Here is a 25,245-nt window from a genome sequence, read left to right on the forward strand (position 1 = left end):
AACCGCCGTGGCCGGGTACGTCCTGACGGTGCAGATGCGCGCGGAGGCGCGTCAGCTGATCGCTAGCCTGCGTACGGCCTCGACGGCTGCCCGGACCTTCGGGCAGCGCACCACCACGGCGAACGCATCCCTTGCTCGCCTGGAGACGACCAGCCGCCGCCTGGCCGCTCAGTTCACGACGCTGGACCGAAGCGCTCGCTCCACCGCCGCTCAGCTGGGCAGGATCTCCGCACGCTCCCTGGCTGCCCAGCGTCAGTTGCGCGGCATGAGCAGCGCCGGCGTGTCCTCGATGCGCCGCCTCAACCGCGCCCTGGCCGGAGGCGGCGGCTGGAACACCGCGGCGATGACCGGCCTGCTCACCGGCGGCGGGCTGCTGGTCGGTGCGGATCAGCTGCTGGAGGAGGGCAACCGCTACCAGCGGCAGATGAACCTCTTCCAGGCGGTCACCGACGCCACCGCCTCGCAGATGCAGCGCGCCGCCTACACCGCCCAGCATCTGGGCAACGACCTGAGCCTGCCGACCTCCACCGCGGCCGACGCCGCCGAGGCGATGGTCGAGCTGTCCAAGGCCGGGTTCCTGGCAGACCAGTCGATCGACGCGACCCGGGCCTCGCTGCAGCTCGCGGCAGCAGCGGACGTGGATGCCGCGGACTCGGCGAAGTATCTCGGTGACATCATGGACCAGTTCGGCCTCGGCGCCGACCAGGCCAGCCGCGCCGCCGACATCCTGGCCGCGACCGCGAACAACGCTTCCGGCGGCATCATCGACATCTACTACGCGATGCGGTACGCCGGGCCGGTCGCCGCCGGTCTCGGTGTCTCGATGGAGGACGCGGCGAGCGCGGTCGGCATGCTCGGCAAGGCCGGCATCCTCGGGCAGACGGCCGGTACGTCGCTGCGCGGCATGATGGCCAACCTGGCCAGCCCCACTCCGCAGATGCTCGACGGGCTCAGGCGGCTGGGCATCGAGGCGTGGGATGCCCAGGGCCGCTTCCGTGGGCTGTGGACGGTGATCGAGGGCTTGTCCAAGGCCCAGCACGACATGTCCCAGCAGGACTTCACCGCCGCCGTGAAGGACGCCTTCGGCAAGCCCGCGATGTCCGGCGCAATTGCGCTGGCCCATCAGGGCGTGGACTCCTTCGACGCCCTGTCCTTGGCCGTACGGGAGTCCGGGGCCGCCGCCGACATCACCGCGTCGCGGGGCGAGGGCCTGACCGGCGCCATGACGCAGCTGCGCACCCAGGCACGGCAGACGGGTCTCGCGCTGTACGACGGGATGGCGCCCGGCCTGGAGTACGTCACCCGGCTGATGACGAAGGGCCTGGCCGGGGCCACCCCGTACCTGACGCGCACACTGGAGTACGGCAACGACCTCGCCGTCCTCTTCGGCCCCGACCTCAAGCGATCCGCCGACCAGGGCCTGCACGGGTTGATCGCCGAGGCCAAGCAGCTGATCGCTCCGCTGCGGGAGATCGGCGAGCACACTCTGGCGGCCGGGCTCAATCTGCTCGTCAACGCAGCTGAGACCGCCGAAGCCGTAATCGGCAACCTCGCCGACGGCGCGGAGCCGCTCGCCTCCGCCCTCGGCGACATCACGGACGGCTCCGAAGGTGTCGCGGGCGCCCTGGACATCGTGGTCACCGTCGTGAACCTGGCCATGGACGCGGTCGCCGGTCTCTCGGCGGTCCTGGTGCCGGTCGGGCACCTGGCCGGTGGCCTGGTCCGTACGTTCGGGGCGCTACCCGGGCTGATCCAGTCCGCCGTCTTCGCGATGCTGCTCTTCCGCCGGGTCCAGCCGACACTGGCCGGTCTGGCCTCCACGGTGTCGGGCCCGGTGCGCCGCGGGTTCCACGGCCTGGCCCAGCAGATGCAGGTGCAGCGCACACTCGCGTCCACGTCCGGGGTGGCGCTGACCCGGTACGGAGCGGCGTGGGCGGCAGTGCAGGCGCGGGTCGGGTTCCTGGGGCGGATGACAGCGGCATTCCGTACGGCGAACGGCGCGGGCACCACCTTCATGGGCACCCTGAACGGCATCGGCCGTGCGGCTGGTTCCGGCCTGGCCTCCGCCGGACGCGGGCTGATGAACGCGCTGGGCGGACCGTGGGGCGCGGCACTCGCCGTGGCGACGGTCGGACTTGGGATGTACGCCTCGCACCAGCAGAAGGCGGCCCAGGCCGCGGCCGAGCATGAGCAGCGCGTCAGCGCCCTGACCGACGCACTACGCGAGTCCAACGGCGTCGTCGACCAGAGCGTCCGTGCCCAGGCCGCACAGATCCTGATGGACACCAAGACAGCCGACGGCAAACAGCGCCTGGTGGACGTCATGCGCAACGCCGGCGTCTCCCTGTCCGAGCTGACCGACGCCTACCTCGGCCAGGGCACCTCCCTCGGCACCCTCCAGCGACAGCTGTCCGCGGTCGCCGCCACGCACGACGACGTGTGGCAGACCAACGAGATGGGCGACACCTGGCAGGGCTACGACATGGTCGGCCGCCACGCCCGGGACGCAGCCGATGAACTCGGCAAGGTCAAGGGCGAGATGAGCGAGTCGGTGCGGCGAGCCCGGGAGCTGGCCGAGGCGCAGCGGGGCGCGGGTGCGGGCACGTCGGCGTACGACCGGTTGAAGACCGCCGTTGGCGAGCTCGCCGACGAGACCTCCGACGCCGACCAGCGCACCCGCGCCCTCCGCGACGCCCTCGACCTTCTCTCCGGCGGCGAGATCTCTCTCCAGGCCGCCCGCGCCCGCGTCAACACCGCCGTCTCCGACCTGACTGAGTCCGCCGGCACCGTAGACCGCTCCAGGGGATACGGCGGCAGTCAACTGGTCAACAACGGCGACGGCACGTTGAACACCACCACCCGCAACGGCCAGCAGCTCTACAACCAGCTCACTTCCCTCTCCGAGGCCGCGGCCGACGCGTCCGTCTCCGTGTACGCCCTCGCCCAGCAAAACGGCGAGGCTCTGCCCGCCGCGCTAGCGAAGGCGCGCGCAGAGATGACCCGGGCCCGCGCGGCGGCGGTCGACGCAGCTCGTGGCTACGGGCTCACCAAGAAGCAGGCCGAGGCGGTCGCCGACAGCCTGGGCCTGCTGCCCGACCAGGTCAGCCTGCTCCTGCAGACCAAGGGCATGGATTCCACCCTGGCCAACCTGCTCGCAGTCCAAGCTGAGTTCGACCGCTTCCCCGACCGCAAGACCATCCGGGTCGACTCGGTCAGCGAGGGCGCACAGAAGAAGCTCCGCGAGCTCGGCTTCGCGGTGAAGACGGTCCCGGGCACCCGGCAGATCCAGATCACCGCGCCCACCCAGGACGCCCGCAAGAGCTTGGACGGCCTCATCGCGAAGCTGTCCAAGACGCCGGACTCGAAGCGGGTGGCCGTCTCCGCGCCCACTGCGGCCGCGATCAAGAGCCTCCAGGCCGTACAGGCAAAGATCCAGCAGACCCCGGGCGCGAAGACCGTGAAGGTCAGCGCACCGACCGCACTGGCCCGCCAGGAACTCGAAAAGCTCGGTTTCAAGATCAAGAAAACGAAGGGCAAGACGGTCACCATCGCCGTGCCCACGGGCACACAGCAGTCCCACGTCGAGGCCCTGCGCCGTGCCATCGCGGGCCTACGCGACAAATCGGTGACCATCACCACCCGCCGCGTGAACGTCCTGGAGACCGTCCGCACGGCGCCCTCCGACACCGCCGACGCCCTGCGCCGCCAGGCCGAGAACCTGCGCAAGCAGGCCCGGGGCGGTGTCGTCGACTACTACGCCGACGGCGGCGTACGCGAGAGGCGCGTCGCGCAGATCGCCCCGGCTGGCTCCTGGCGTATCTGGGGCGAGCCGGAGACCGGCGGAGAGGCGTACGTACCGCTCACTCCGTCGAAGCGGCAGCGCAGCAAGCAGATCGTCGAAGAGGTCGTGCGCCGCTTCGACGGCCAAGTCCAGTGGTTCGCGGACGGCGGCGTCACCCGCCGGAGCACGGTCGATTCCACGGCCCGGATCACCGCGGCCGCCCGCAGCGCCACCGCCACGCGTTCCCTGGCCGAGATCGTCCGCCGTTTCGAGATCCGCCCTTCCGCGGACGACCGCCCCGCCTCAGCCCGGATGGACGCCCGCGCGGGCCGCGGCGTGCAGATCGTCGTCGTACGCGAGCAGCAGCCGCTGGTCGGCACCATGCCCGTCACCGTCCACGACAGCTCCGCCACCCCCGAGCAGATCGGAACCGAGATGATGCGCCGCCTGCGCAACGCCCAACGCGGCGGGAGGATCCGATGACCCCCGCCATCCCCACTTCCGGCTCCGCTCCGGCAGAGACCGAACTCGCCGACTGGCAAGTCGAGATCGGCGGCGTCGTCCTCCTCGGCCCCCGCACCCCCATTCCGATCGGGGAGATCGAGGGACTCGGCGCGCCGGACGTTCGTCCACAGGATGTGGACAACCCGGCGGCGGACGGCACGCTGCCCGGCGTCGACCTCTATGGTCCCCGGACGGTCCGGATCGAGGCCGGCATCAGGACACCAGGCGATCCGGCCGCCGCAGCGGACCATCTTGCCCGGTTGCAGCGTGCCGCCCGAGCCGAACACATCCGTACGCGAACAGGCGAGTTGAGTGTGCTGCGCGCACGCTGGCCAGGGCACTCAACGCGCCGCTTGTACGGGCGGATCCGCCGCATGGAGGCCACCAGCACCGCGAGCGCGGTCCATGGCTGGATTCCGATCGATATCGAGTTCGTCGCGATGGATCCCTTCTTCCACGCCGACGCAGAGTCGATCCTGACGCTCTCACTGGACCAGGCCGACCGGCCCGGCCACATTGTCAACGACGGCGACGCAGCCGCCTGGCCGACGCTGCGCCTCACCGGACCGGTTTCGCAGCCGAAGATCTGGAACACGGTGGTCACCGGCCAGGCGCTCGAGCTGGACACCACGCTGCGCTCCGGGGAGTACGTCGACATCACCACCCGACCCGGTACTCGCTGGGTTCTACGCAACGGCAGAACGAATGCCGCCGACGCCCTCACCCCCGCGTCCCGCTTGGACCGCTTCACGATCCCGCCCGGTACCTCGGAGATCGCCTGGAGCGGCACCGATCCCACCGCCACCAGCCGTCTCACCGTGACGTGGCGATCCGCCTACACCACCCTGTGAAGGAGACGGAGTTGACGCTCATCCAGCCCCCGCTGCTGGTCGACGGCGCCCGCCATCCAGCCCGCGCGACCCGGCTCCTCGTACGCGACCTGGTCCGCGGCGGCCAGGGCATCGCTGAAGCCCGCGACCTGAAGGTCTCCCCGCTGCAACGCCCGGCGTGCGGCGTCCGGGTCGCCGACGGCTCCGCGGTCATCCACGGCGCCCGCCCATGGCAGGGCTCGTACGGACAGAGCAACATCGGCGACACCTTGGTCGACATCACTCCGACCGGCCCGTTCGCCCGTACCGACCTCCTGGTGCTGCGCATCGAGGACCCCGAGTACGAAGGGGACCGAGACCCGGCCCGCGACCAGATCGGCTACTTCCACGTGGTCCAGGGCGTGGACCCGGACACCACGGCCGTGCCGGAGGGGATGACGGCGATCCCGCTCGCACGGATCACCCTGCCCCGCGACACCGGCACCGTCACCGCGGAGATGATCACGGACCTGCGGCAGCTCGCCGACCCGCGCCACCAGCACCGCGTCTACACCGCCCACCCCACCACCACGAGCCAACTGCCCGGCGAACGCGGCACCTGGAGGACCTGGCCGACCGAAGCGGCCTGGGACGTGGACATCCCCGCCTGGGCGACCCAGGCCACGGTCACGCTCACGATCTCCGGACTACGCGTCGAAGGCGGCAACATGTGGGCCGAACAGCGCACCACCCTCGCCGGCACCATCGGCAAAGCGACCGTGGTCGACGACAACCAGAGCGCCATCCACCGCGTGCCCACGACCCTGGCCCACTCCTACGCACTCCCGTCCGCAGTGCGCGGCACCACCCAGCGCCTCGCGGTGCAGACGAGGCAGAACGCGCAGTACGGCAGAGGCGACCTCTACGTGGCCGAGGGCACGGCGATCGTCGCGACCGTCGACTTCACCGAGAGCCCGGAGTGAGAGGCGAGAGGGGCCGCATGCCCGACTACCGCTACATCGCCGCCCACGCCCTCACCGGCGACATCCTGCACTGGAACCTGCCGTTGACCGGCGTCGAGTGCGGCCCCGAACTCAACGGCCCCGGCAGCCTCAACGCCACCCTCGAACCACGTCTCGAGCGCCCAGTGGCCGAACTCCTCGATCCCGGCAACACCCTCCTGTACGTCGAACGCAACGACCAGCTGGTGTGGGGCGGCCTCGTCTGGCGCGCCGAACCCCAAGGCGCGTCGTTCCCGATCGAGGCGGCCGGCTTCGGCTCGTACCTCCACCGCCGCTACGACCTGCACGGCAACCTCGACGGTCGCGGGCCCTACATCGACGCCGACCCGTGCCAGATCATCCGGGACGTCTGGGCCTACGCGCAGGCCCAACCGGACGGCGACCTCGACGTCGTCGTGGACGACACGAGGTCAGAGACGACCACCGGCACCTCGAAGACCCCGTACGCGCTCCCGAAGACCGACGCCCGCAACCTCGGCGAGGTCATCGACGAGATGGCCGACCTCGACGACGGCCTGGAGTGGAACGAGACCGTCTCATGGAACGGCCGCCGAGCCGAGCACCGCATCCGTCTCGGTGCACCCCGCCTCGGCCGCCGCCGCGAGGACACCTCCTTCACCTCGGGTATCAACATCGCCACCACCCCGCAGGCAGTCCAGGACGCCGACTCCTACGCCCAGACCGTCGTCGCCCTCGGCTCCGGCACGGGCAGCAAACGCCTCCATGTCGTCGACACGGCCCGCAACGGCCGCCTGCGCCTGGAACGCCTCCTGGAGACGAGCGAGACAGATGCAACCAAGCTCAGGAAGCGCGCCCTCAAGGAGCGGCTGGCCCGCGAAGCGCTGACCGATGTGACAGAGCTCGACATCCGTGACCACCCCGCCGCCCCCTTCGGCTCATGGGCTATCGGCGACGACGTCCTCGTACGCCTCCACGAGCAGCACATCGAGTACGAGGGCTGGCACCGGATCACCGGCTGGACCCTGCGCCCGCCGGACGGCGAGGAGGCCGAACGGATCACCGTCACCCTGGAGCGCACCACCAAGCCGGAAGACGCCCACGACACCGAAGCGGAAGCGTAGGGACGCCGTGCCGGACACCATCAGCAAGCTCGCCAAGCAGCTCGCCAGCCTGGAACGCCGCGTCGACTCCCTGGAGCGATCGCGACGTACCGCGCCGCCCGCCTGGCGAGACCTGCCGCTCACCGGGGACTCCGCCATCCTTGATCACGATCGACCGCCACAGATGCGGCTCACCGAACGGGGAATGCTGGAGCTGTCCGGCGTCGTCGGTATCCCTACTGGAGAGGTGAAGGATGGGGCCCCGTTCGCGGTGCTTCCGGACGATTTCCGGCCCGCCGTACCACGCACGCTGCCCGTGGCCTCCGACGCTCGCCGACGCGCGCTGTACATCGAGATCCGCCCAGACGGGCAGGTGGTGTCGCGCACGTCGGCGAAGACGAAGGTGGCGTGGCTCAGCCTGGACGGCCTGACCTGCCGGCAGGAGGCCGACGCTGAGCCGTGAGTGGGCAGGGGTCGAGCTACTGCCTTCCGCCGGAAACAGGGGCTCAGCGCCTCCAGTGCTTGTCGATGCAGGTGTAGGTGACGCCCTTCTTGGACATCCCGATGCTCCCCGGCGTACCGCAGAAAGCGCCCGGAGTGATCGTGCCCACACTCGTGCCGGCGTCGCTGCCGCTCCCCTCAGAACTGCTGTCGTCGCTGGTCGAGGGGGTCGAGGGTGCCTTGGACTTGGTCTTCGGCGAGCTGCTCGGCGAGGGAGCGTCGTCCTTCCAGGGCTTGGGATCGGTCCACGAGGCGAGAGTGGTGTCGTCGGAGTCCGCGTCCGAGTACAGCAGCACACTGCCGTGCTCGGTCGCGTCGAAAGCGATGACACCGCGCACCGTGGCGCCCTGCCCCGCGGTACCCAGGGCAGCGGGCGCGTCGTCGGACAGGCCAAGGGTGGTGGCGTCGTAGATGTCGCTGGTGCCCTGGAAGCCGAACTGCTCGGAGAGGTCGAGCGTCGCGTCACCGGTGTTCTTGACGGTGACCTTGTACAGAGTGATGACCTCGTCGTCCCCGGTGTCGTAGTACGTGCGGTCATCAACGGTCACGACGGCGGCCTCGTCCCCGTTCCGGTACTTGTACGGCGTACCCAGTTTCAGGGACCGCTTCGTCGCTGACAGGGTGTCCGACGGCGTCGGAGAGGCTGAGGCGGAGGCTGCGCTGGATGCCGTCGTGGCGGTGCTGCCGCTGTCGCCGGAGTTGAACAGCATCAGCCAGAAGGGAAAGGCGACAACGAGACCCACCGTCGCTGCGATGCGCGGCTTCGTGGGCCAGCGCCGTGCGGCGGGTACGGCCCACAGTGCGGCCGCCAGCAGCAACGGCAGCGCGAGGAACAGCAGGGCTGCGATCACCAGGATCGCGACAGGCATCCACTTATTCCCGCGCCTCCGGCGCGGGGGTATGTGTCGGGGCGGCATGGGCGACCACGCGGTTCTGGGCACTCTTGTACGTCCTCTGGGAGGGGAGTAGATCCGATCCGCTGCGGAGGACGGATGTGGGGGTAGCAGCTGGCAGGCGCTGACAGATTTCTTACCTCACCAACCAAAGTGGGCCAAAATTGGATCAAGAGTGACGCTGAACACCATGTGTCCCACCAGTCCCCCGCCCTGCCGCTCCCTCCGCGCGGAAGCACGGTGTCTCGCCGAAGCGGCTGCGGGTAGGCTGGCGCGGCTTCCGCGCGACCCTCCGCGTAGTCACGCCGCACCGCTTTCTCCTGAGGGACCGACCGAGTCGTACCGGGTCGGCCGACCGTCGTGAGACACAGGAGAAAGGCGAAGCCAGGTGGCAACACCGCTGGCCGCGGACAAGTTCCTGTCCGTCCTGAAGGACGCGGGACTCGGCGTCGTCGAGCACGGCAGCTGGCGCACCCACAACCGCAACCAGCACGGCAACTGGGGCCCGGTGAACGGAGTGATGATCCACCACACCGGCGCGTACTCCTCCGAGGACGACATGGTCGAGCTGTGCCGCACCGGCTACCACGACCTCCCCGGCCCGCTCTGCCACGGCGTCATCGACCGCTCCGGCACCATCCACCTGGTCGGCTACGGTCGGACCAACCACGCCGGCATGGGAGACACCGACGTCCTGCTCGCCGTCATCGCCGAGAAGAAGGACCTGCCGCCGGACAACGAGGCCGACACCGACGGCAACCGCCATTTCTACGGCTTCGAGTGCATCAACACCGGCACCGGCCAAGCCTGGCCCTCGGCCCAGCTCGACGCGATGGCCCGGGCCGCAGCGGCTGTGTGCAGGGCGCACGGCTGGAACGAGCACAGCGTCATCGGCCACAAAGAGTGGCAGCCCGGCAAGCCAGACCCCGCAGGCATCGACATGGACGAGTTCCGCGCCCGCGTCGCCAAGCACCTCGGGGGCGGTGGGAAGCAGTCCACGCCGTCTACGACACCGAAGGACAGCTCCGACGAGAGGGCCACGTCCGACGAGAAGAAGACGTCCGGCTCATCCACCTGCAAGCGGCAGACCGCTGGACTAGACGACCCGCAGAGCGGCACCGGTTACGCGGCCTTCCCCGGCGCCGAGTACTTCCGCGCGGGCCGCGACTCTCCCCTGGTCGCCGCGATGGGCAGGCGCCTGATCACCGAGGGCTGCAACACCTACCCTGCCGAGCCCGGCACCACGTGGAACGCCGCGCACCGCCGCTCCTACGCGGCCTGGCAGCTCAAGTGCGGCTTCCGAGGGCCGGACGCGGACGGCATCCCCGGGAAGATCACCTGGGACAGGCTCCGCGTCCCCCAGCAGAAGGCGAACGAAGACGACACGGACGAGCCGGAGAAGAAGGTGTCCCTGCCCCAGAGCCTGGCGGACACGGCCGAGCGCACCGTGATGACGTACGTCGAGTCCTTCGTCGGCCTGCTGATCGCATCCAAGACCACCACCCTCGTCGACCTATCGGCGCTCGGCGCAGCCGCGGTGTCCACCATGCCGGCCACCCTCTCCGCACTGAAGAGCGCGGTGGGAACCCTCGTCGGCCGCCTCGGAACCGCCTCATGGCTGCCCTTCAAGCGAGACCCCGCAGCGTAGCCCGATACCGCCCATCTGCCGACCGCCCCACGAGGAGAGAGGAGTCCCGGAATGCCGGAGGGAGAAGTCGCCCTGGCCCTCGCCGAGCTACGCCGCGCCCTGGAGGTCGGCCTAGAACGCATCGACGGACAGCTCGCCCTGCTCGTGCAGCGCTCGGACCAAACGGACAAGGAGATCGCCGATCTCCAGGAGCGGGTCACCTCCCTGGAGAGAACACGATGGCCCCTGCCCACCATCGCCGTACTGGCCGCCGTTGCGTCGGCCGTGACCGTGGCGGTGCAGAGCCTTGGCGGGTGACCGTGCCGGGGAAGGCTGGCAGCGCAGAAACCCGGCGGTGGTGATGGTAGCCAACGGGATCTGGGCCGCGCTGCTGGCCACCGGACTGGTCTATGAGCTCTACACCCTGACCAACGGCACCCCTGGGGACACCCTGTCCGAACGCGTCCGCGCGTGGTTCGCGGTCCACACCCAGCCCGGCCGAGCTGCGTTCCTGATCCTCTGGATCACCTTCGCTGCCTGGTTCACCGTCCATATCAGCGCCAGGAAACCGTAGGTGATGACCGCTGCTACGGGCCTGAGCATTCAGAACGCCCAGGGCCGGAGTGCGAGTCAGAATCCCGAGGCGTCCTGCTTCCACAAAAGGAAGAAGGCACCAGGTTGGACGTTGCACGAGCTTTGAGTGGTTCTCACTTGGCCTGACCGGGTGGGTGTGAGCGGAGTCGGCTGGTCCGGGGGCTTGTGCATGTTGGGGTGGCGGGGCGATTGAGTGCAAGCCGTACCCGAGCGACTTATCCGACGTGCAGTAAGTGCAAGTTGCTCCCGTCCGTGGCGATCTCTGTCTGAAGCTCCGCATGTCTGGCGTTGTCGAAGCTGTTCAGATCCGCATGGGGACAGGCCGAGTTGATCGACTGGAACCCGCGCCGAGCGTCCCGCTAACCTGACGCCCACTCACCGGCCAGCTTAGAAGTCATCTCATTTGGTGAGTCTGCGGTAGCAGATGAGGGTGCAGGCGATGCTTGTGAAGGCGAGGAAGTGTTCGGCCTTGCGTTCGTAGCGGCGGTGGAGACGGCGGCAGCCGGCGAGCCAGGCCATGGTGCGTTCGATGGTCCAGCGGTGTCGGCCGAGTCGCTGTGAGGTCTCGATGCCCTTGCGGGCGATGCGGTGCCGGATGCCGCGCTGGGACAGCCATTGCCGCAGGTGGCGATAGTCGTAGCCCTTGTCGGCGTGGAGCTTGCCGGGCTTTCGTCGGCGGGGGCCTCGGCGGGATCGGATGGGCGGTATGCCCTTCACGAGCGGGACGAGGGCCTGGCTGTCGTGAACGTTGGCGCCGGAGATCCCGACCGACAGGGGCAGACCGGTCCGCTCGGTGATCAGATGGATTTTCGAGCCGTACTTGCCCCGGTCGACAGGATTCGGACCCGTCAGGTCCCCCTTTTCAAGGCCCGCATGTTCACCGAGTCGATCGCGCACCTCGACCAGTCCAGGTCGCCGCGGGAGCCGAGTTCGTCGAGGACCAGGCGGTGGAGCTTGGCCCACACTCTGGCCTTCGTCCACTCGGTGAACCTGCGGTGGGCCGTCGCACCGGACGGCCCGAACGACGCGGCGGGCAACTGCTGCCACGTGCAGCCCGACGTCGCCACGAACACGATCGCCGCCAGCACCTCGCGGTCACCGTGGCGACGCCGGCCACCCCCCTGCGGCCGCGAGGGCGCCTCCGGCACCACCCGCTGGAACAACTGCCACAACTCATCCGGCACCAGCCGCTCGACGATCCCCACGTCGGCAGGTTACCGATCTCGAGGAGAAGGCCCGCCGTCAGCGGCCCATTCGGCGCTGCTCGTCAAACCGAAGCAGCACCCGTACCAGACGCCACATTCCGGCCGTCGCGCCGAGCAGTGCACCCCCCACCAACACACCGTTCTTCGCTGAACCAGAGATGCCAAAGGCTAGTGCGAGAGTCAGAGCGACGGCGAAGACCGACGCAGCCAGCGCGACGGCAGTCACCAGGGCGAAAACGATCTCCACCGTCATTGCGTCCTTTTCCCACCGCGACTCACGCCCCATGTCCATGCTGCAAGTCTCACATCACGGTCAAGCCATGACGCCTGGGCAAGACAGCCTGCCTCTCACGTGCGGAGGCCGCACTTATCCAATTGAGATGACGTCTTAGGGGGAAGCATGAGTAGCGAAGATCTGGCGATGCAGGCAGTCTCGGTCGTCGCTGGCGTGGTGGGTACCTCAGTCAGCGATGGAGCGACGAAGCGCCTCACTGAACTGATCTCGGAGCGCCTGGCAGAGACTCCAAGGGGAGCCCTGTCCTACATGCGCCTGCAACAAGACCCTGAAAGCACCCAGCATCAACAGGATGCCATTGTCGCACTTGTTATCGAAGTTGAGATTGATGAACTCTTCGCGGAGGCCCTGCGAGAGGCTGTCGATGCGGCCATGCAGCAGGAAACAAAGGTCGAGGAGAGCAGGAGCAGAGTCACTACAGGCGGAGTAACCATCGGCGGAAACGTCAAGGGGAAAAGTCTAGTCGCCGGGAGGGATATCAACAACTCTCGCCGCAATACTCGCTTGGGGTTTGGCGGCCTGGCTCTAATCGCCTTGATTGGTGGAGGCGCCGCCGCCTATAACGTGACGGCGGGAGATAATGGCGGCGATCCGGCTGCTCTGTCCCCAATGGCCAATGCAAAGCTGCGCGTCACTGACTTCCTGACTCATGTTTCCCACAGTGACTCAACGGCAGCCTGTGAACAGGTTAGCACCTCGCTGAAGAGCAGAGCCGGAAACTGCCAGGACGCGATCGATCAATTATTTCACCGCGATGATTCTCTAACGAACCAAGATTCTACCCCCGATGCAGCCACCCTTCGTGAACATCTTAAGTCCGGCCAGGTCGTGACATATGAAGGGGTTGACTCAGGGTCGAGTCTACCTGGCGTCGATGAAAATCACTCCTATGTCAAGGTTGAATTCAATGACGGGAATTCGTACGCATTCCGTCTCATAAAGCAAGGCGATGAGTGGTTGATTGTGGACTCAGCCTGTTACGTAATGGGCGGTTGCAGCCGAGGTGATAGCAAGGAGTCCGTGGTAGTTGAAGCCAGCCCTCAGGGCTGATGGGCTTCTCGTCTGAGAGGCTGACTCGCGAGTTGACGTCCGTTTGGCTTAGTTTTGGGCGAGGCGCGCTGTTCAGGGGTATCCCGGTGGCCGTACGGGGGTCCTGGGTGAACAGGCCGGTTCGGTCTCGGTGAGAATGCCGCGGCCGACGAGGCTCGAGTTCATCCTCCATCCCGCCCATCCGCGTGGTGTGTTCGTCGATCTGCGCTTGCAGGCGCCCGACCTCGCCCGTGATCGCGAGCTCGCGTTCGGAGACCGGGCCAGCAGCGGTCGATGTTTCATGCTGTCACCGGTGCGGTGCACCAGAAGCGTGACACCCAGCGTGACGCAGAACTTGACGGTCGGCGTGAGAACTTGCCCGGCCGGCGTACGGCATGCGGCGGCACCAGTCCACCCACGGGCGCGGGTTCCGGACGTGTAAATGTGGTGAAGTCCAGCGTTGGGGTCGCTGCTCTGTGCAGAATCCACGCATGTCGATGTGGAAACGCGTTCTGTGTTGGGTCTTGGTGGGCCTGGGGACGCTGGTTGCTGGAGGACTCATTGCTTGGGCATGCCTTGGAGAGCTGGATAAGGCTGATCAGGTGGCGAGCGTTTGCGGAGCGATCGCGAGCATCATCGGAGCCGTAGTGCCGCTGGTGATCGTTCTGCGGACTCCGAGTAACTCACCAGCCCCGGTCATCACTATGCGAGCCGGCCGCGGCTCGCTGCTCGCTCAGGGCAGCATCGAGCGGTCGCATGCCCGCGTGCCTCGTGGTGGCTCCTCGCAGGTCGACGCTCGTGAGGATGTGCAAATGGCTGCCGGCGATGGCTCTGTCCTGTCAGGCGCCGACCTTCGCGATGTGACGGCTGGAGAGGACGGCAGCAACCCATGACCCCGGAGCAAGGCCCCAACGTCCCGCCCGATCGCGTGCCGGCCCCTCCGCCTCACCCTCCCTCCACTGCGTTCACTGCAGGTGACGGGGCGATGATGGCTGGCCGCGACGTCATAGACCCGGTCACTGGCCCGTCGATCGGCGGAGACAACTGGGGCACCGTCGCGGGCCGGGACATCAACAACTCCCGCCGCACTACAAAGATCGGCGGGGGTTCGTGGATTGCGATCATTGCCCTGCTGCTGGCCGGTACCGGCGGGGGCGTGTACTGGGCCACTCAAGGCAACACCGTCTCAGACAGCGGCGGGGGTGTGCACTGGCCCACTCAAGGTAACTCCGTCTCAGATATCGGAGCTCAGCCGGGCGAAGACGGTGTACGCGATACGTGGGCTGCCACGACCGAGGCCGTGCGGGAAGGCGACGGGGAAACGATGTGCGCCCTCATGACGCCTGCCTACCGCAAGAAGGTGGAAGACGCTTCACCGGACAAGTGCCCGGCTGCAGTCGGGGAGTTGTTTGCCAGCTCAAACTCATCAACGCTGAATGATGTTGCCTCCGGACGCCTGGAGAAGGTCACCGTGAAAGGGAACCAGGCAGAGGTAGTCGAACGGCGGCCAGGCTCTGAGGAACCGTCCTACAGCTACATGGAGCGTTTTGGCGACAGATGGCGTTGGACACACCAGAACCTCTATGCCGACTTCCACGACTCGGCCGCCGTGGTCGTGGGCGACTGCTTGCACCGTGGCAGCTCCGACGACTACAACCCGGACCTCGAGGTTGTTGACTGCAGTGACGCCAAGGCCCAGTACACGGTGCTGGCCAAGATCGAGGGCTCTTTCACCAGCAAAACGGCGGACAAGAAGTGCTCTGAAGCGGCCCCGGACTTCCAGTACGCGTACACGGAGACCGGCAGCGGCAGCAGTTTCCTGCTCTGCTTGAAGGACAAGTAGAACTCCTACCGAGGGCGGTGTTTCACGGCGCGTCCTGTACAGCAGTCCGAGACCAGTAGGTCGCGATGCTGGTCACCCGGCGCCTGCCCGGCAGCACCCGGTCGTGGCTTCGTCCAGTTCAGCCTCAGCTCACCTTCATCGGTCGCGCGGCGACAAGCAGATCCCTCCGCCATGCGACGACCACTCACCAGCTCAGGCCGTCCGGGGGCCTGATCAGCAGCATCGTCACCCTGGCAGTGGATTACGGCTGGAACGCGCGCCAGTACCGGCTTCCCTCCGGCTGGTTCCAGTCATCGCTGTCGGGGATCGCCAGCAGGTATGCCCTGCATCGAATTCTGGGGTGACCGGCAGCTGCAGCGGGTCGCCTGAGCTGCTGCACTTCGACACCATCAGACCAATTAGACTTGAATCGTCAAGTTACCTGTATGTGTGCGCTCTGGAGAGAGGTCGAAGGTGACAGCGGGCAAGTTCCCCTATCTGCTCGGGCACGGGGAGATCTCCTTCCTCTACGGGGTGGAGCGGCAGACCTCCCAGCTGTGGCGCACGCGCGAGGTGCTTCCCGAGCCGGACTACGTCGTCTCCGGCAACCCATGCTGGTTCCTCCCCACCGTCCTGGACATGACCCAAAAGGGGGTACGCGAGGTCGACCCGCAGCGCCTGAAGGAGTTCAAGGCGGAGCACCAGGGGTGGTTCGTCGTCGACGACGTGGACGATCTGCCGCCCGTCATCGGGCTGAAGGAGATCCCCTGGATCTTCGGCAAGAAGTACGGGGACATCTACCAGTGGCGCACCCGGAACAGCCTGGCCCCCGAAGATGCCGTCGTCTCCGGCTCCCCGCTCTGGCTGCTGGACACGATCCTGGCCGATGCCGCAGCCCGCGTTCGGACCGTCCTGCCAGAGGCCGTCGACCGCATCCGAGCTGGCGAGCGGGAAGGACTGAAGCCGCGCGGGCGCAAGAAGAGCACGACGCCGAAGCCACCTCCTCCGGCGCTCCCCCCGACGCGCTCCTACAAGCCGGGGGAGGCCAGCCTCGAAGAGGTCAATGCCTTCATCAAGAAGATCTGGGCGGCCGGGCTGACGGTGTCAGTGCGAGCCAAGAGGCAGTGACTTGATCAAGGCGGGATGGGCGAGCTGAGAGCTTCACGTGGAGGAATCCGTCGGCGGGGGCACTGTCTGCTTATTGCTCGGTAGCACTCAGATAGCCTGCGTCATCATGACGCGCACGTGGATCTTGCCGATGCTGCTTGTGCTCTGCGGCTCAGTCGTTGCGACCGGGCTGGTCTTCAGCGGGAGCCCCGGCGAAGCCGCAGCACTCCTGCTGGTGTTTGTCCTGCTCGCAGGCGTGAACTCGCCTCTGGTTTTCCCGAGATCAATCGGTGCGCTGGAGGCACAACGCCGCAGCGCGGTCGACGGCCGGCCGGTCGTCTACTGGCGGTCAGGCTGCAAGTACTGCCTGCGTCTGCGCATCCGGTTGGGCCGTAGCGCCCGCCAGTTGCATTGGGTCAACATCTGGCGTGACCCGGCTGGAGCGGCAGCGGTGAGGGCCACCAACGATGGCGATGAGACCGTGCCGACCGTCGTCGTGGCGGGCCAACCGCACACCAACCCCGATCCTGAATGGGTGCGCGAACAGCTCTCCCCTTCCGCGTGATCGGGAGCGGTGCCATATCGCCGAGGCGCCCGCAGGTCCCGAAAGATCGTCAGACGGAGGTTAAAAAAGACAAGCTCAGCGGGTGCGCCGGAACAAGGGCCTGTTGAGCTCTTTGTCTACGGCCAGCAGATAGGCCACAGGCGACTGGGGGCGTAGTTGGCGGCGGGCGTTGATCGTGCGGGTGAGGTACGGCACGACCGTCACGGCGACGGCTGCAGTCCTGAGCGCGAGGTGACCGCCAGCGGCTGCTGCGGCACCCAACGCTGTAGCGGAGGCAGTGCCCAGATCCACCTTGAGTTCCAATGTGCCGACAGTCGACTCGACGCCGAAGGCGCGCAGTGCACGGCGAAGCTCGTCAAGGTGCCGCTTGGTGGTCCGCTCGTACAACGCCTGCAGATGTGCCTGCGCCACTTCCGCGTGCTCCACTTGGGCAATTTACTCCAGCTCCGCGGCCAGAGTTTCTCCCGCTCTGGCTACTGGACACGATCCCGGCCGACGCCGAAGCCCGCGGCGGGACCGTCCTTCCGGAGACCCGTGGAGCGGACCAGGGGACGTCACCGCGTTCGTCGAGCAGATCTGGGCGGCCGAGTCCGCATCCGTGTCGCAGCGCGGGCGGCTGCACCCTGGCGGTGCCCGTGATCGCTCCCCTAGAGTGTGGCGTCATCATCCGTGGAGACAATGCAACTCTTACAGGGGGTGGGCTGTGTATCGCCAGGAAGAGCTCCCCTTGGAGATACCCTACGGCGATCCAGGGCCGACGCGGCGTCCGCCCCCCTCAATCGATGAGCGGTTCGACACCTTCCACGCCTCACACCCGTGGGTGCTCGAAGCCCTCGAGGGGCTCATGTCCGAGTGGATCGAGGGCGGGGGCGGCCGCATTAGCGTCAAGGCGTTGTTCGAGCAGCTGCGATGGTCGTCACGGGAGGGCGCGAACAGCGCGCCGTTCCAGCTGAACAACGTGTTCACGTCTCGATACGCGCGCCTTCTATGCCGCGAGCATCCCGAGTGGGCCGACGCTTTCGAGCTGCGACGCCTGCGCTCGACCTCCACCACCAAAGATGAACAACAATTGACGAATGAATATCCTGATAAATAGAATTGCATCAATGCCATTTGCTCTCCGCATCCGTGGAGACATATGACAGACCGATTGGGGTTTCCGTTGACAGGAGGGGAAGTGGCCGACGTTCCGGTCACCTGGCTCGCGATCCGCGAGGACCAAAAGGCGTTCGAAGACCAGCAGTTGCGCGCGCTGCGCGCGGCGTTCCCGGACCTGGCCGAGGCCAGTCCGGCTCAGCTGGGGATCTTCTTCCACTACTGCAAGGCGTCTGGACTCGACCCGTTCGGCCGCCAGATCTACATGATCAAGCGCAAGTCGCGCGGCGAGATCCGCTGGACGATCCAGACGGGCATCGACGGCTACCGACTGATCGCCCGCCGGGCCGTCGACCGTGCCGGACAGCCCATCGCTTACGAGGACTTCGTCTGGTACGACACCGAGGGCGGCGAGCACACGGTGTGGCTGCGTGAAGAGCCGCCGGCGGCGTGCCGGGCGGTGGTGTGGCGCGGGGACTCGCGGTTCTCAGCGGTCGCGCACTGGCGCGAGTACGCGCCGAAGGTGTGGGACTACGAGGCACAGGAGTACAAGCTCGGCGGCCTGTGGCCGCAGATGCCCGCCAGTCAGTTGAGCAAGGTCGCCGAGGCCCTGGTGCTTCGCCGGGCCTGTCCTGCGGACCTGTCCGGGCTGCACGTGGATGAGGAGATGCACGCCGCCGACGCCACCGAGTCCCGCGACCGCGTCGAGGCTGCGGCAGCACGCATGCGTGACACCACCGAGAAGGCAACCAACGGCACGCTGCAGCCGACTCCCAGCGAAGCCACGCCGGACGACGCGCAACACGATGTCGTCGACGCCGAGGTCATCGGCTCCCCTTCCGCTACACCCACCGCGCCATCGCACACAGCGAGCCAGGATGCTGGCGAGGCCGAGGAGACGGGAAGCACCAATCCAGTGCCGCCGCTGGAAGCGGCTCGGCAGGAGGTCGTACGCGTCGCCGACTCCCTGGGAGTCCTGTTCGGCGAGGTCAACGACATCTGCTTCGAGCTCAACGACTGCTCCTACCAGGACGCCAGTGCCCAGCAGCTGGACGACCTCGCCCGGCTCCTGGCTCGAAGCGGGGAACACATCGGCACTTCGCGCATGGCCGCCCGCATCACCGACTTCCGCCGGCTGCGGGACGAATCGACCCAGGACGCAGAAGTACCGAAGCCGTCACGCAGACGAACGACAACGAAGAAGGCGGCCGGGAAGAAGACCGCGCCACGCAAAGCCGCCCCGGCCAAGACCACGACGACACGCCGAGCCGCCACAGCCAAGACGGCAACCCGCAGCGCGAAGTAGCCCTCCTTGGGGCCCGCCCCATGGCGTGGTGGCGCCCCCTGACCAGCAGAGTGCGAGGACCCTGCATGCCCACCGACACGACCATCGACGTCAGCGCCGTCCCGATTCCCGACCTGTGGAGAGCTGCTCACCGCGACGACCGATCCCGTCCCCGCTCCCGCCAGCAGCTGCTCGGCCCCTCCTCCATCGGCTTGTGCAGACGCCGCGCCGCCTACGAGGTGCACGGCACCTGGCCCACCGACCTTGCCGACAACATGCACGCCGCGATCCTCGGCACCTGGCTCCACGACGGCATCCTGCGCGTGCTGGCCCAGCAGTACGGCGCCTTCACCGAACTGGAGCTGCACAACGGAACCCTGCTCGGCCACGCCGACGCCTACTGGGCCCCTTCCGGTCTCGGCAAGCACGACGGCCCCTACAGCGGCAGCGAGGTCGGCGTGGTGGAGGACGTCAAGACCAAGTCCACCCGCGCCCTCGACGTGGTCGTACGCCAGGGGCCCAGCCGACACGAGTGGTTCCAAGTCCACCTGTACGCCCACATGCTGCGCACCGGCGCTCTCGTCGAGCACCCGCACCTGCCCAGCGGCCAGCCGCTCCCCGTCGACGTCGTACGCCTGCGCTACGTGGGTCGCGAGTACGGGCAGGTCGTCGTCCACCAGCGCCCCTACGACGATGATGTCACCCGGCAGGCCCTCGCCTGGGCCGAGGACGTCCTGGACAGCCCCACCCCCGAGGCGATGCCACGCGACCTCGACGGGCCTGGATTGTCGATCATCTGCGACAACTGCCCCTTCAGAAGCGCCTGCTGGCATCTCGATCCCCGGCAGGCGGCCGACCGCGCACCACAGACGATTCTTGCCGAGGACACCGCGGACATCACCGCAGCACTGAGCACCTACGCGGACGCGGCGGAGATCGAGAGCGCCGCGAAGAAACGCAAGGCCAAGGCCCGCAAGATCCTGGACGCCGCAGACCCCGGCACTTATGGGGAGTTCAAGCTCTCCTGGTCCGGCGGCAAGCCGCTCTCGCCCGTCCCGGATCCCGAGGCGATGATCCGCGTCCTCGAGGGACTGGAGCTCGACATCCCGATGAAGTCCGGCGGCCGGTCCTCGCGCACCATCAGCGTCTCCCGGATCCCCGCCCCCGAGACGTCCTGATCCACCCCCGTGCGTCACCGGGGGCCGTCGGTGTGCGACCCCCGGTGGCCGGCCTGCCCCCGATTTCCCCATGCCGTACACCGGAGGGATTCCCAATGAATCACCGCGACGACGCCCACGCCCTCACCCCCGACCTCCTGGCTGTCCTCGACCCCCCGAGCGGGGAGTTGAGCACGGAGGTCATGCCCGCCTGCCCGTCCCCGTCCGTCCTGGAAGAGCGCGTGGCAGACCGCCTCGCCACGTGCTGGCCGCGCCTGATGCACAGCGATTTCTCCACCGAACTGGCCCGCGACGCCATGTCGGTTGTCGCGCCGGTCGTCGATCAGTTGCAGGACGCCGCGCGGTGTTGGCAGCAGCGCACCGTGGCCACGCTGGCCGAACGCGACCGAGCCCGCGGCCTGGCCGTCACCCTGGAGCAGGCTGTGGCGGAGGCCGTGCGTCTGTTGCGCGCTGGACGGCCCGGTGAGGCGCTCGTCGTCCTGGAAAGCGATGCGCATCCGGTCGGCTCGTGCGGGATCGCGTCCAGAGCCGAAGGGTGAGCGCCGACATGCCGAGTACCTTCGCCCGCCCGCTCAGCAAGTACTCCTCCTACTCGGTCGGGGGCAGCGATCCGACCCGTCAGCCCCGCCGCTACATCCACGCCGGCACCACCGCCACGCACCGGACGGGGATCGACCTCTTGGCGGTCGAGCGCGCCGTGAACGGTGACCATCCGATCCCCGACCTCACCGAGGCTGAGCAGGAGTTCGCTGCGCAGCTGATGTCCGGTGCTGGGCATGCGGCCAGCGCGATCGCCTGCCGCCTGGGTGTGGAGGAGCGCACGGTCACCCGCTGGCGCGCCGCCTGGAAGAAGGACGAGCACACGGAGGAGAAGGCGTGAGCATCGAGGCCCTGTCCTGGGGATTCAAGCAAGACATCCGCCTCCCGGGCGCCAAGCTGGTGCTGCTGGCCCTGTGCGACTTCGCCGACGAGTCCTGGTCCTGCTTCCCGGGCCAGGAGACTCTTGCCGTCAAGACCAGTCAGAGCGAGCGCACGGTCCGCCGGCACCTGGACTGGCTCGAGGATCAGGGGTTCATCGCCTCCCGAGCGCGGTTCGCCCACGGCCGCCGTACCAGCAACCGCTACACCATCCACACCCCGCGCCCCGGCACCCCGCCGCCCCCACCCACAGCCGAGTCATCGGAAAGGGACTGCGAACCCGGGGGCGGCGGACAGCACGCCGAAGCGGACGGAGAAGCAGACAAACGCTCCTCCCTGGACAGCGACTGGCAGCCAACGCCTGCGGCAGGCGAGGCGGCCTCTCCGCAGGGACAAGAGAGGGTGAAACAGGCGGCCAAAATGACCGCCGGACAGAACGGCCACCGGTCAGATCCGGTAGAGCAACCGGCCAGAATGACCGGGGAACCGTCAGAGAACCACCAGAGAAACAACCCCCTCCCCCCGGCAGAGCGTGACGCGGGCCAAGGCGCCAACCACGCCAGCCCCACCCCGGACACGGCCGCCGACGTCGCTCCGGACGACAGGTGCCCGGCACATCCACACGCCCCTGCGCCGAACTGCCGTGGCTGCGGAACGAATCCGCGCAGCCTTCGCTCCGCCGAGGCGGAGCGCGCACGGCGCGAGAAGGCCGACCGCACCCGTGCCCGCGACCGCCGATGGTTCGACGAGCAGAACAGGCGTCGAACCCTGGTAGAGCGGCAGGAAACCCAAGGCGCGCTGGACGAACCCCGCAGAGCCGCTCGCGCGGCCCTGCGTACCGCACGCCGCCCTGCGACGGCACAACCACCATTGATAGAATGATATTGACGGTAATTGATCAAGATTAATAAACTAATATCAGTTCGATCAATTCATTCCACATTCCTCACCGGAGGTCGCACTCCATGTTCCATCCCGTCTCCCCGCAAATGCGAAAAGCCCTCGACGCGAGCCTCGCCCGACACGGCGTCACCCCCGAGCAGTTCGAGCAGGCCCAGCAGCTCGCCAAAGAGGCGGGCGAGAAGATGGCCGTCGCCTACGGCGAGGCCGTCGGCCGTGAGCTCACTCCTGCCGACTTCGCCCGCACCGTCCTCGGCGTCGAGAGCACCGGGCGCCTCCTGGTCGCCACCCTGCGCGAGGTCACCGGTCGGCCGGACCTCTATCCGAACCTGGGCTGACCGACGGGCGCTTTCTCATGCCCACCGCATCCGTGGAGACAGTTGACCGCCCGCCTGTGTCCTGTGGCGGCGAAACCAAGCCGAACGCGAGAGAGCGATGACTCCTGTCACCAACTCCGAGATCGCCGCGATAGTGGCCGCCGCCCGCGTCCAGGGCCCTCCCACCGAGCGCCCCGACCCCACCGGACCCGTACGGGTGCTCACCCTGTACGGCCCGCGACCGGGACAGCTGTACGACTTCAGCCTCACCGGCAGCCACCGCCGCTGGTGCCTGGAGTCCGTCAGCCACGACCACGGCGTCGACCTCGACGGTCGCACCCTCGGCAAACGCCTCTCGGCCCGCCTCACCGCACTCCACACCCAAGCCGTCACGCACTTCACCGACCGCACCACCTCCACCTGAGCACGACCAGCCCCGCCCAGCGGGCGGGCCACCGACGAAGGAAAGAGGACCACCGTGGACCAGTCCACACGCGAGCGGCTGTTGCACACCGAAGCCGCCAAGTACGGCATCACCCCGTCCGTGATCGACCACGCGGTCAGCATCATCGCCGCCGTGCAGCGCCGCGACCGCGCCGACTACGCCACCAACTTCGGCGGCGAGCTCACCCCCGACCGGTGGCTCTCCCAGTACGGCGTGTCCGGATTCAGCGAACTGTGCGCCTTCGCCGCCCAGCAGGCGGGACTCGGCCCCGACGGCGGTCAGGTGGTCCAGCACATCGTCGCCGCCATCGCGCCCTTGCCCGAGACACGCGCGGACGACCGGCCCGTCCACTTCTGGGCCCGCCCGCTGACCGATCCGACCGAGGCAGCCTTCGACGCCTACCGCATCACCCACGACGACCCGCGCAACGACATCACCAGCGGCACGGACCGATCCGGGGCACTGCTGCGCCGCATCCTCACCGCCACCATCCACAGCGGACATGGGGCCGCCTCCCTGGAAGAGGCCACCGGCACCGTCGTCTTCACCGACCCAGAAGTACGTGGCGCCTACGTGGCCCGCCCCGCACCCAAGCGAGCCCAGCCCTCCTGCATCCGGTGCGGCCAATGGGAGCACGAGCACACCCTCATCGCCGACATCGGCGACGCCTGCACACAGTTCATCACCGCCACCCAGTAGCGCGGCCCGCCCACCTGTCCGGGGCCGCGCCGGTGCGAGCGGCCCGGCCCCGGACGGACAGACCCTCACCCGCTTGCTCGTCCGCAGGAAGGAGCCCAGCCATGCCCTCTTCGACCCCCTGGCAGGTAGGCGGCGCCCAGCGCCAAGGCCGCCGTCACATCCAGGCCGACGGTTTCGTCGTCGGCGGCCACCCCGCCTCCGGCCGGATCGCCGTCTGCGTCACCGACGGCATCGGCGACACCATCCAGGCGCGCCAGGCAGCCGAGCTCACCGCCCATGAAGCCGCCACCGCCACACTGAACGGCACACCCGAACTCGGCTGCCTCACCGCCCGCGAGCAGCTGGCCGCGAGCGGACTGACCGGTGACGCATCGATCATCACGGCGCTGTTCGACCCCAGCCACAGCCGTATCCAGATCACTTGGGCCGGCCTGTGCCGCGCCTACGCGCTGACCACCGGCCTGCAGCTGCAGCGCGCCACCTACGACCACTCGCTCGGCGAACGCATCCGCCGCCACACCCGTCAGCACGGGCCACTGCCGCAGTACGACCGCAAGGTCAACCGCACCGTCGCACGACACGAGTTCGTCACCACGTCCCTGCCCGCTCACGCGGTGGACGTCGTCCTGCTGTGCACCGACGGCATCAGCCAACAGCTACACGACACCGCCATCCGACGCGCGCTCACGGAATCCGACCCTGACGAGGCCGCCCACCTCCTCGTCACCGCGGCCGGCCTCAACAACCCCGACAACGCGACCGCCGTCGTCCTGCGCCGCACCCCCTGACCGACCAAACCCACCACCGACAAGGACAACCCCCGTGACCAACCAGCCCCTGAGGCCCACCGAGGAACCGCTCGCCGCACTCGTCACGGCCTACATCGAGGCAGGCCAGGCCCTACACCTCGGCCTCCTGGACGACGTCGCCGCCCGCGTACGCGCCCAGGCCCCAGACGCCGACGCCCTTGCGGTCTGCTGCACGGACGACGACGGCCACCTCAGCATCCGCGGCGTCTGGAGCGCCCCCACAGCCGAGCACCGCAGCCGACGCACCCTCATCGCCCCGGCCAATGCCGCACCCGACACCGTCCTGGCCCTCACCGAGATCGCTTCCGCACTCGAGATGGTGCTGCCCAGCGCCTACCTCGCCAGCTGGGGACTGGAGCGCTCCCGCCCCTGCCCGGAGCACGACATGTGCTCCTGGATCACCCTGCCGCCCGCAGACCGGCTCACCACCCTCGCCTCCCTCGTACGCGCCCACATCCCCGACGCCGAAGCCCTCGTCTGCCCCGTCGAACGACGAGAAGAGCGCGTCCTGGTCGGCTTCGACCGCATCCTGCGCCGCGCCGGCGAACCTGTGGACCTCCCCTGCCCCGGATGCGACCCGCATGCCACATGGCCATGGCCCCACCGCGTCTCGCACCAGCTCGTCGCCCTCCTCAGCCAGATCTACGCCCTGCCCCACCTACGCAGCCGCCACATGACCCCCTGCCTGAACATCGCCTCCGAATACGGCGGCCCTCTCTGGCAGATCACCCTTCCCTGGCAGGAGACCCAGCCCGCACTCGCACCCGTCACCGGCCACTGAACG

At 68.1% G+C, this 25,245-nt stretch carries 27 protein-coding genes and 1 pseudogene; 24 read left to right on the forward strand and 4 right to left on the reverse strand.

The window, feature by feature from the left end; translation table 11 throughout:
* Nucleotides 1-7: 7 nt before the first annotated feature.
* The 5 genes from ACSMXV_RS18975 to ACSMXV_RS18995 are packed head-to-tail and all read left to right on the forward strand — an operon-like array spanning nucleotide 8 to nucleotide 7,640.
* Nucleotides 8-4,264 (forward strand): phage tail tape measure protein, encoded by a 4,257-nt coding sequence (locus ACSMXV_RS18975; RefSeq protein WP_473178746.1) that lies wholly within the window; start codon nucleotides 8-10, stop codon nucleotides 4,262-4,264.
* Complete coding sequence (locus ACSMXV_RS18980) at nucleotides 4,261-5,136, forward strand: phage tail family protein (RefSeq protein WP_473178747.1); 876 nt, start codon at nucleotides 4,261-4,263, stop codon at nucleotides 5,134-5,136. The genes ACSMXV_RS18975 and ACSMXV_RS18980 overlap by 4 nt, the downstream gene beginning before the upstream one ends.
* Nucleotides 5,137-5,147: 11 nt before the next feature.
* Nucleotides 5,148-6,077 (forward strand): hypothetical protein, encoded by a 930-nt coding sequence (locus ACSMXV_RS18985; RefSeq protein ID WP_473178748.1) that lies wholly within the window; start codon nucleotides 5,148-5,150, stop codon nucleotides 6,075-6,077.
* A gap of 17 nt (nucleotides 6,078-6,094) precedes the next feature.
* The gene (locus tag ACSMXV_RS18990; RefSeq protein WP_473178749.1) at nucleotides 6,095-7,198 is read left to right on the forward strand and encodes a hypothetical protein; all 1,104 of its coding nucleotides are present in this window, start codon (nucleotides 6,095-6,097) and stop codon (nucleotides 7,196-7,198) included.
* 7 nt (nucleotides 7,199-7,205) lie between these two features.
* A complete protein-coding gene (locus tag ACSMXV_RS18995; RefSeq protein WP_473178750.1) occupies nucleotides 7,206-7,640 on the forward strand; it encodes a hypothetical protein in 435 nt (144 codons plus the stop codon).
* 43 nt (nucleotides 7,641-7,683) lie between these two features.
* On the opposite strand, the gene ACSMXV_RS19000 is transcribed toward ACSMXV_RS18995, so the two are convergent.
* Entirely contained in the window at nucleotides 7,684-8,547 is an 864-nt protein-coding gene (locus ACSMXV_RS19000) for a DUF4352 domain-containing protein (protein ID WP_473178751.1), read from the reverse strand.
* A 412-nt stretch (nucleotides 8,548-8,959) separates the two neighbouring features.
* Between ACSMXV_RS19000 and ACSMXV_RS19005 the strand changes: the two are divergent.
* From ACSMXV_RS19005 to ACSMXV_RS19015, 3 genes and pseudogenes are all read left to right on the forward strand, one after another.
* Nucleotides 8,960-9,937, forward strand: a pseudogene (locus ACSMXV_RS19005) (peptidoglycan-binding protein); the annotation flags it as partial.
* Between the two features lie 333 nt (nucleotides 9,938-10,270).
* Nucleotides 10,271-10,516, forward strand: coding sequence for a hypothetical protein (locus tag ACSMXV_RS19010; protein WP_473178752.1), 246 nt, complete (start codon nucleotides 10,271-10,273; stop codon nucleotides 10,514-10,516).
* A 43-nt stretch (nucleotides 10,517-10,559) separates the two neighbouring features.
* On the forward strand, nucleotides 10,560-10,772 hold the full coding sequence (locus ACSMXV_RS19015; protein ID WP_473178998.1) for a DUF7427 family protein: 213 nt from the start codon (nucleotides 10,560-10,562) through the stop codon (nucleotides 10,770-10,772).
* A 419-nt stretch (nucleotides 10,773-11,191) separates the two neighbouring features.
* On the opposite strand, the gene ACSMXV_RS19020 is transcribed toward ACSMXV_RS19015, so the two are convergent.
* Nucleotides 11,192-11,991 (reverse strand): IS5 family transposase gene (locus ACSMXV_RS19020; RefSeq protein WP_473178999.1). Its coding sequence is split into 2 segments (ribosomal slippage): nucleotides 11,192-11,653 and nucleotides 11,656-11,991, totalling 798 coding nucleotides; the frame shifts between segments, so codons are not numbered across the junction.
* A 43-nt stretch (nucleotides 11,992-12,034) separates the two neighbouring features.
* Nucleotides 12,035-12,289 (reverse strand): DUF6332 family protein, encoded by a 255-nt coding sequence (locus tag ACSMXV_RS19025; RefSeq protein WP_473178753.1) that lies wholly within the window; start codon nucleotides 12,287-12,289, stop codon nucleotides 12,035-12,037.
* Nucleotides 12,290-12,397: 108 nt separating this feature from the next.
* On the opposite strand from ACSMXV_RS19025, the gene ACSMXV_RS19030 reads away from it, so the two are divergent.
* The 5 genes from ACSMXV_RS19030 to ACSMXV_RS19050 all read left to right on the forward strand — a co-directional run bounded on the left by ACSMXV_RS19030 (nucleotide 12,398) and on the right by ACSMXV_RS19050 (nucleotide 16,815).
* Nucleotides 12,398-13,342 (forward strand): hypothetical protein, encoded by a 945-nt coding sequence (locus ACSMXV_RS19030; protein WP_473178754.1) that lies wholly within the window; start codon nucleotides 12,398-12,400, stop codon nucleotides 13,340-13,342.
* A gap of 964 nt (nucleotides 13,343-14,306) precedes the next feature.
* Nucleotides 14,307-15,164 (forward strand): LppU/SCO3897 family protein, encoded by an 858-nt coding sequence (locus tag ACSMXV_RS19035; protein WP_473178755.1) that lies wholly within the window; start codon nucleotides 14,307-14,309, stop codon nucleotides 15,162-15,164.
* A gap of 65 nt (nucleotides 15,165-15,229) precedes the next feature.
* Nucleotides 15,230-15,508, forward strand: coding sequence for a hypothetical protein (locus ACSMXV_RS19040; RefSeq protein ID WP_473178756.1), 279 nt, complete (start codon nucleotides 15,230-15,232; stop codon nucleotides 15,506-15,508).
* A 109-nt stretch (nucleotides 15,509-15,617) separates the two neighbouring features.
* A complete protein-coding gene (locus tag ACSMXV_RS19045; protein ID WP_473178757.1) occupies nucleotides 15,618-16,271 on the forward strand; it encodes a hypothetical protein in 654 nt (217 codons plus the stop codon).
* Between the two features lie 106 nt (nucleotides 16,272-16,377).
* Nucleotides 16,378-16,815: a glutaredoxin domain-containing protein gene (locus ACSMXV_RS19050; protein ID WP_473178758.1), complete on the forward strand. Its 438-nt coding sequence runs from the start codon at nucleotides 16,378-16,380 to the stop codon at nucleotides 16,813-16,815.
* Nucleotides 16,816-16,890: 75 nt separating this feature from the next.
* On the opposite strand, the gene ACSMXV_RS19055 is transcribed toward ACSMXV_RS19050, so the two are convergent.
* A complete protein-coding gene (locus ACSMXV_RS19055) occupies nucleotides 16,891-17,241 on the reverse strand; it encodes a DUF6236 family protein (RefSeq protein ID WP_473178759.1) in 351 nt (116 codons plus the stop codon).
* A 301-nt stretch (nucleotides 17,242-17,542) separates the two neighbouring features.
* Between ACSMXV_RS19055 and ACSMXV_RS19060 the strand changes: the two genes are divergently transcribed.
* The 11 genes from ACSMXV_RS19060 to ACSMXV_RS19110 all read left to right on the forward strand — a co-directional run bounded on the left by ACSMXV_RS19060 (nucleotide 17,543) and on the right by ACSMXV_RS19110 (nucleotide 25,242).
* Entirely contained in the window at nucleotides 17,543-17,911 is a 369-nt protein-coding gene (locus tag ACSMXV_RS19060; RefSeq protein ID WP_473178760.1) for a hypothetical protein, read from the forward strand.
* An 81-nt stretch (nucleotides 17,912-17,992) separates the two neighbouring features.
* On the forward strand, nucleotides 17,993-19,216 hold the full coding sequence (locus tag ACSMXV_RS19065) for a recombinase RecT (protein WP_473178761.1): 1,224 nt from the start codon (nucleotides 17,993-17,995) through the stop codon (nucleotides 19,214-19,216).
* Nucleotides 19,217-19,281: 65 nt separating this feature from the next.
* Nucleotides 19,282-20,373, forward strand: coding sequence for a PD-(D/E)XK nuclease family protein (locus tag ACSMXV_RS19070; protein WP_473178762.1), 1,092 nt, complete (start codon nucleotides 19,282-19,284; stop codon nucleotides 20,371-20,373).
* A gap of 95 nt (nucleotides 20,374-20,468) precedes the next feature.
* Nucleotides 20,469-20,912 carry a hypothetical protein gene (locus tag ACSMXV_RS19075; protein ID WP_473178763.1) on the forward strand — a complete coding sequence of 148 codons (444 nt, stop codon included), beginning with the start codon at nucleotides 20,469-20,471 and terminating at the stop codon, nucleotides 20,910-20,912.
* Nucleotides 20,913-20,920: 8 nt separating this feature from the next.
* Nucleotides 20,921-21,253 carry a hypothetical protein gene (locus ACSMXV_RS19080; protein ID WP_473178764.1) on the forward strand — a complete coding sequence of 111 codons (333 nt, stop codon included), beginning with the start codon at nucleotides 20,921-20,923 and terminating at the stop codon, nucleotides 21,251-21,253.
* Nucleotides 21,250-22,173, forward strand: coding sequence for a helix-turn-helix domain-containing protein (locus ACSMXV_RS19085; protein WP_473178765.1), 924 nt, complete (start codon nucleotides 21,250-21,252; stop codon nucleotides 22,171-22,173). The genes ACSMXV_RS19080 and ACSMXV_RS19085 overlap by 4 nt, the downstream gene beginning before the upstream one ends.
* 107 nt (nucleotides 22,174-22,280) lie before the next feature.
* Entirely contained in the window at nucleotides 22,281-22,529 is a 249-nt protein-coding gene (locus tag ACSMXV_RS19090; RefSeq protein ID WP_473178766.1) for a hypothetical protein, read from the forward strand.
* A gap of 97 nt (nucleotides 22,530-22,626) precedes the next feature.
* Nucleotides 22,627-22,932, forward strand: coding sequence for a hypothetical protein (locus tag ACSMXV_RS19095; protein ID WP_473178767.1), 306 nt, complete (start codon nucleotides 22,627-22,629; stop codon nucleotides 22,930-22,932).
* 54 nt (nucleotides 22,933-22,986) lie between these two features.
* Nucleotides 22,987-23,652 (forward strand): hypothetical protein, encoded by a 666-nt coding sequence (locus ACSMXV_RS19100; protein ID WP_473178768.1) that lies wholly within the window; start codon nucleotides 22,987-22,989, stop codon nucleotides 23,650-23,652.
* A 101-nt stretch (nucleotides 23,653-23,753) separates the two neighbouring features.
* Nucleotides 23,754-24,440, forward strand: coding sequence for a PP2C family protein-serine/threonine phosphatase (locus ACSMXV_RS19105; protein WP_473178769.1), 687 nt, complete (start codon nucleotides 23,754-23,756; stop codon nucleotides 24,438-24,440).
* A 34-nt stretch (nucleotides 24,441-24,474) separates the two neighbouring features.
* Nucleotides 24,475-25,242 (forward strand): hypothetical protein, encoded by a 768-nt coding sequence (locus ACSMXV_RS19110; RefSeq protein ID WP_473178770.1) that lies wholly within the window; start codon nucleotides 24,475-24,477, stop codon nucleotides 25,240-25,242.
* Nucleotides 25,243-25,245: the final 3 nt, after the last annotated feature.

This window comes from Streptomyces sp. DSM 42067 (assembly GCF_055792885.1).

What these genes read in the sequence shown, in the direction of transcription:
- ACSMXV_RS19050 (WP_473178758.1), top strand. Translation starts at nt 16,378, where the DNA reads ATGACGCGCACGTGGATCTTGCCGATGCTGCTTGTGCTCTGCGGCTCA.
- ACSMXV_RS18980 (WP_473178747.1), top strand. Translation starts at nt 4,261, where the DNA reads ATGACCCCCGCCATCCCCACTTCCGGCTCCGCTCCGGCAGAGACCGAA.
- ACSMXV_RS19040 (WP_473178756.1), top strand. Translation starts at nt 15,230, where the DNA reads ATGCTGGTCACCCGGCGCCTGCCCGGCAGCACCCGGTCGTGGCTTCGT.
- ACSMXV_RS19035 (WP_473178755.1), top strand. Translation starts at nt 14,307, where the DNA reads ATGATGGCTGGCCGCGACGTCATAGACCCGGTCACTGGCCCGTCGATC.
- ACSMXV_RS19030 (WP_473178754.1), top strand. Translation starts at nt 12,398, where the DNA reads ATGAGTAGCGAAGATCTGGCGATGCAGGCAGTCTCGGTCGTCGCTGGC.
- ACSMXV_RS19000 (WP_473178751.1), bottom strand. Translation starts at nt 8,547, where the DNA reads ATGCCTGTCGCGATCCTGGTGATCGCAGCCCTGCTGTTCCTCGCGCTG.
- ACSMXV_RS19070 (WP_473178762.1), top strand. Translation starts at nt 19,282, where the DNA reads ATGCCCACCGACACGACCATCGACGTCAGCGCCGTCCCGATTCCCGAC.
- ACSMXV_RS19010 (WP_473178752.1), top strand. Translation starts at nt 10,271, where the DNA reads ATGCCGGAGGGAGAAGTCGCCCTGGCCCTCGCCGAGCTACGCCGCGCC.
- ACSMXV_RS19095 (WP_473178767.1), top strand. Translation starts at nt 22,627, where the DNA reads ATGACTCCTGTCACCAACTCCGAGATCGCCGCGATAGTGGCCGCCGCC.
- ACSMXV_RS19105 (WP_473178769.1), top strand. Translation starts at nt 23,754, where the DNA reads ATGCCCTCTTCGACCCCCTGGCAGGTAGGCGGCGCCCAGCGCCAAGGC.
- ACSMXV_RS19090 (WP_473178766.1), top strand. Translation starts at nt 22,281, where the DNA reads ATGCGAAAAGCCCTCGACGCGAGCCTCGCCCGACACGGCGTCACCCCC.
- ACSMXV_RS18990 (WP_473178749.1), top strand. Translation starts at nt 6,095, where the DNA reads ATGCCCGACTACCGCTACATCGCCGCCCACGCCCTCACCGGCGACATC.
- ACSMXV_RS19015 (WP_473178998.1), top strand. Translation starts at nt 10,560, where the DNA reads ATGGTAGCCAACGGGATCTGGGCCGCGCTGCTGGCCACCGGACTGGTC.
- ACSMXV_RS19075 (WP_473178763.1), top strand. Translation starts at nt 20,469, where the DNA reads ATGAATCACCGCGACGACGCCCACGCCCTCACCCCCGACCTCCTGGCT.
- ACSMXV_RS19080 (WP_473178764.1), top strand. Translation starts at nt 20,921, where the DNA reads ATGCCGAGTACCTTCGCCCGCCCGCTCAGCAAGTACTCCTCCTACTCG.
- ACSMXV_RS19025 (WP_473178753.1), bottom strand. Translation starts at nt 12,289, where the DNA reads ATGGACATGGGGCGTGAGTCGCGGTGGGAAAAGGACGCAATGACGGTG.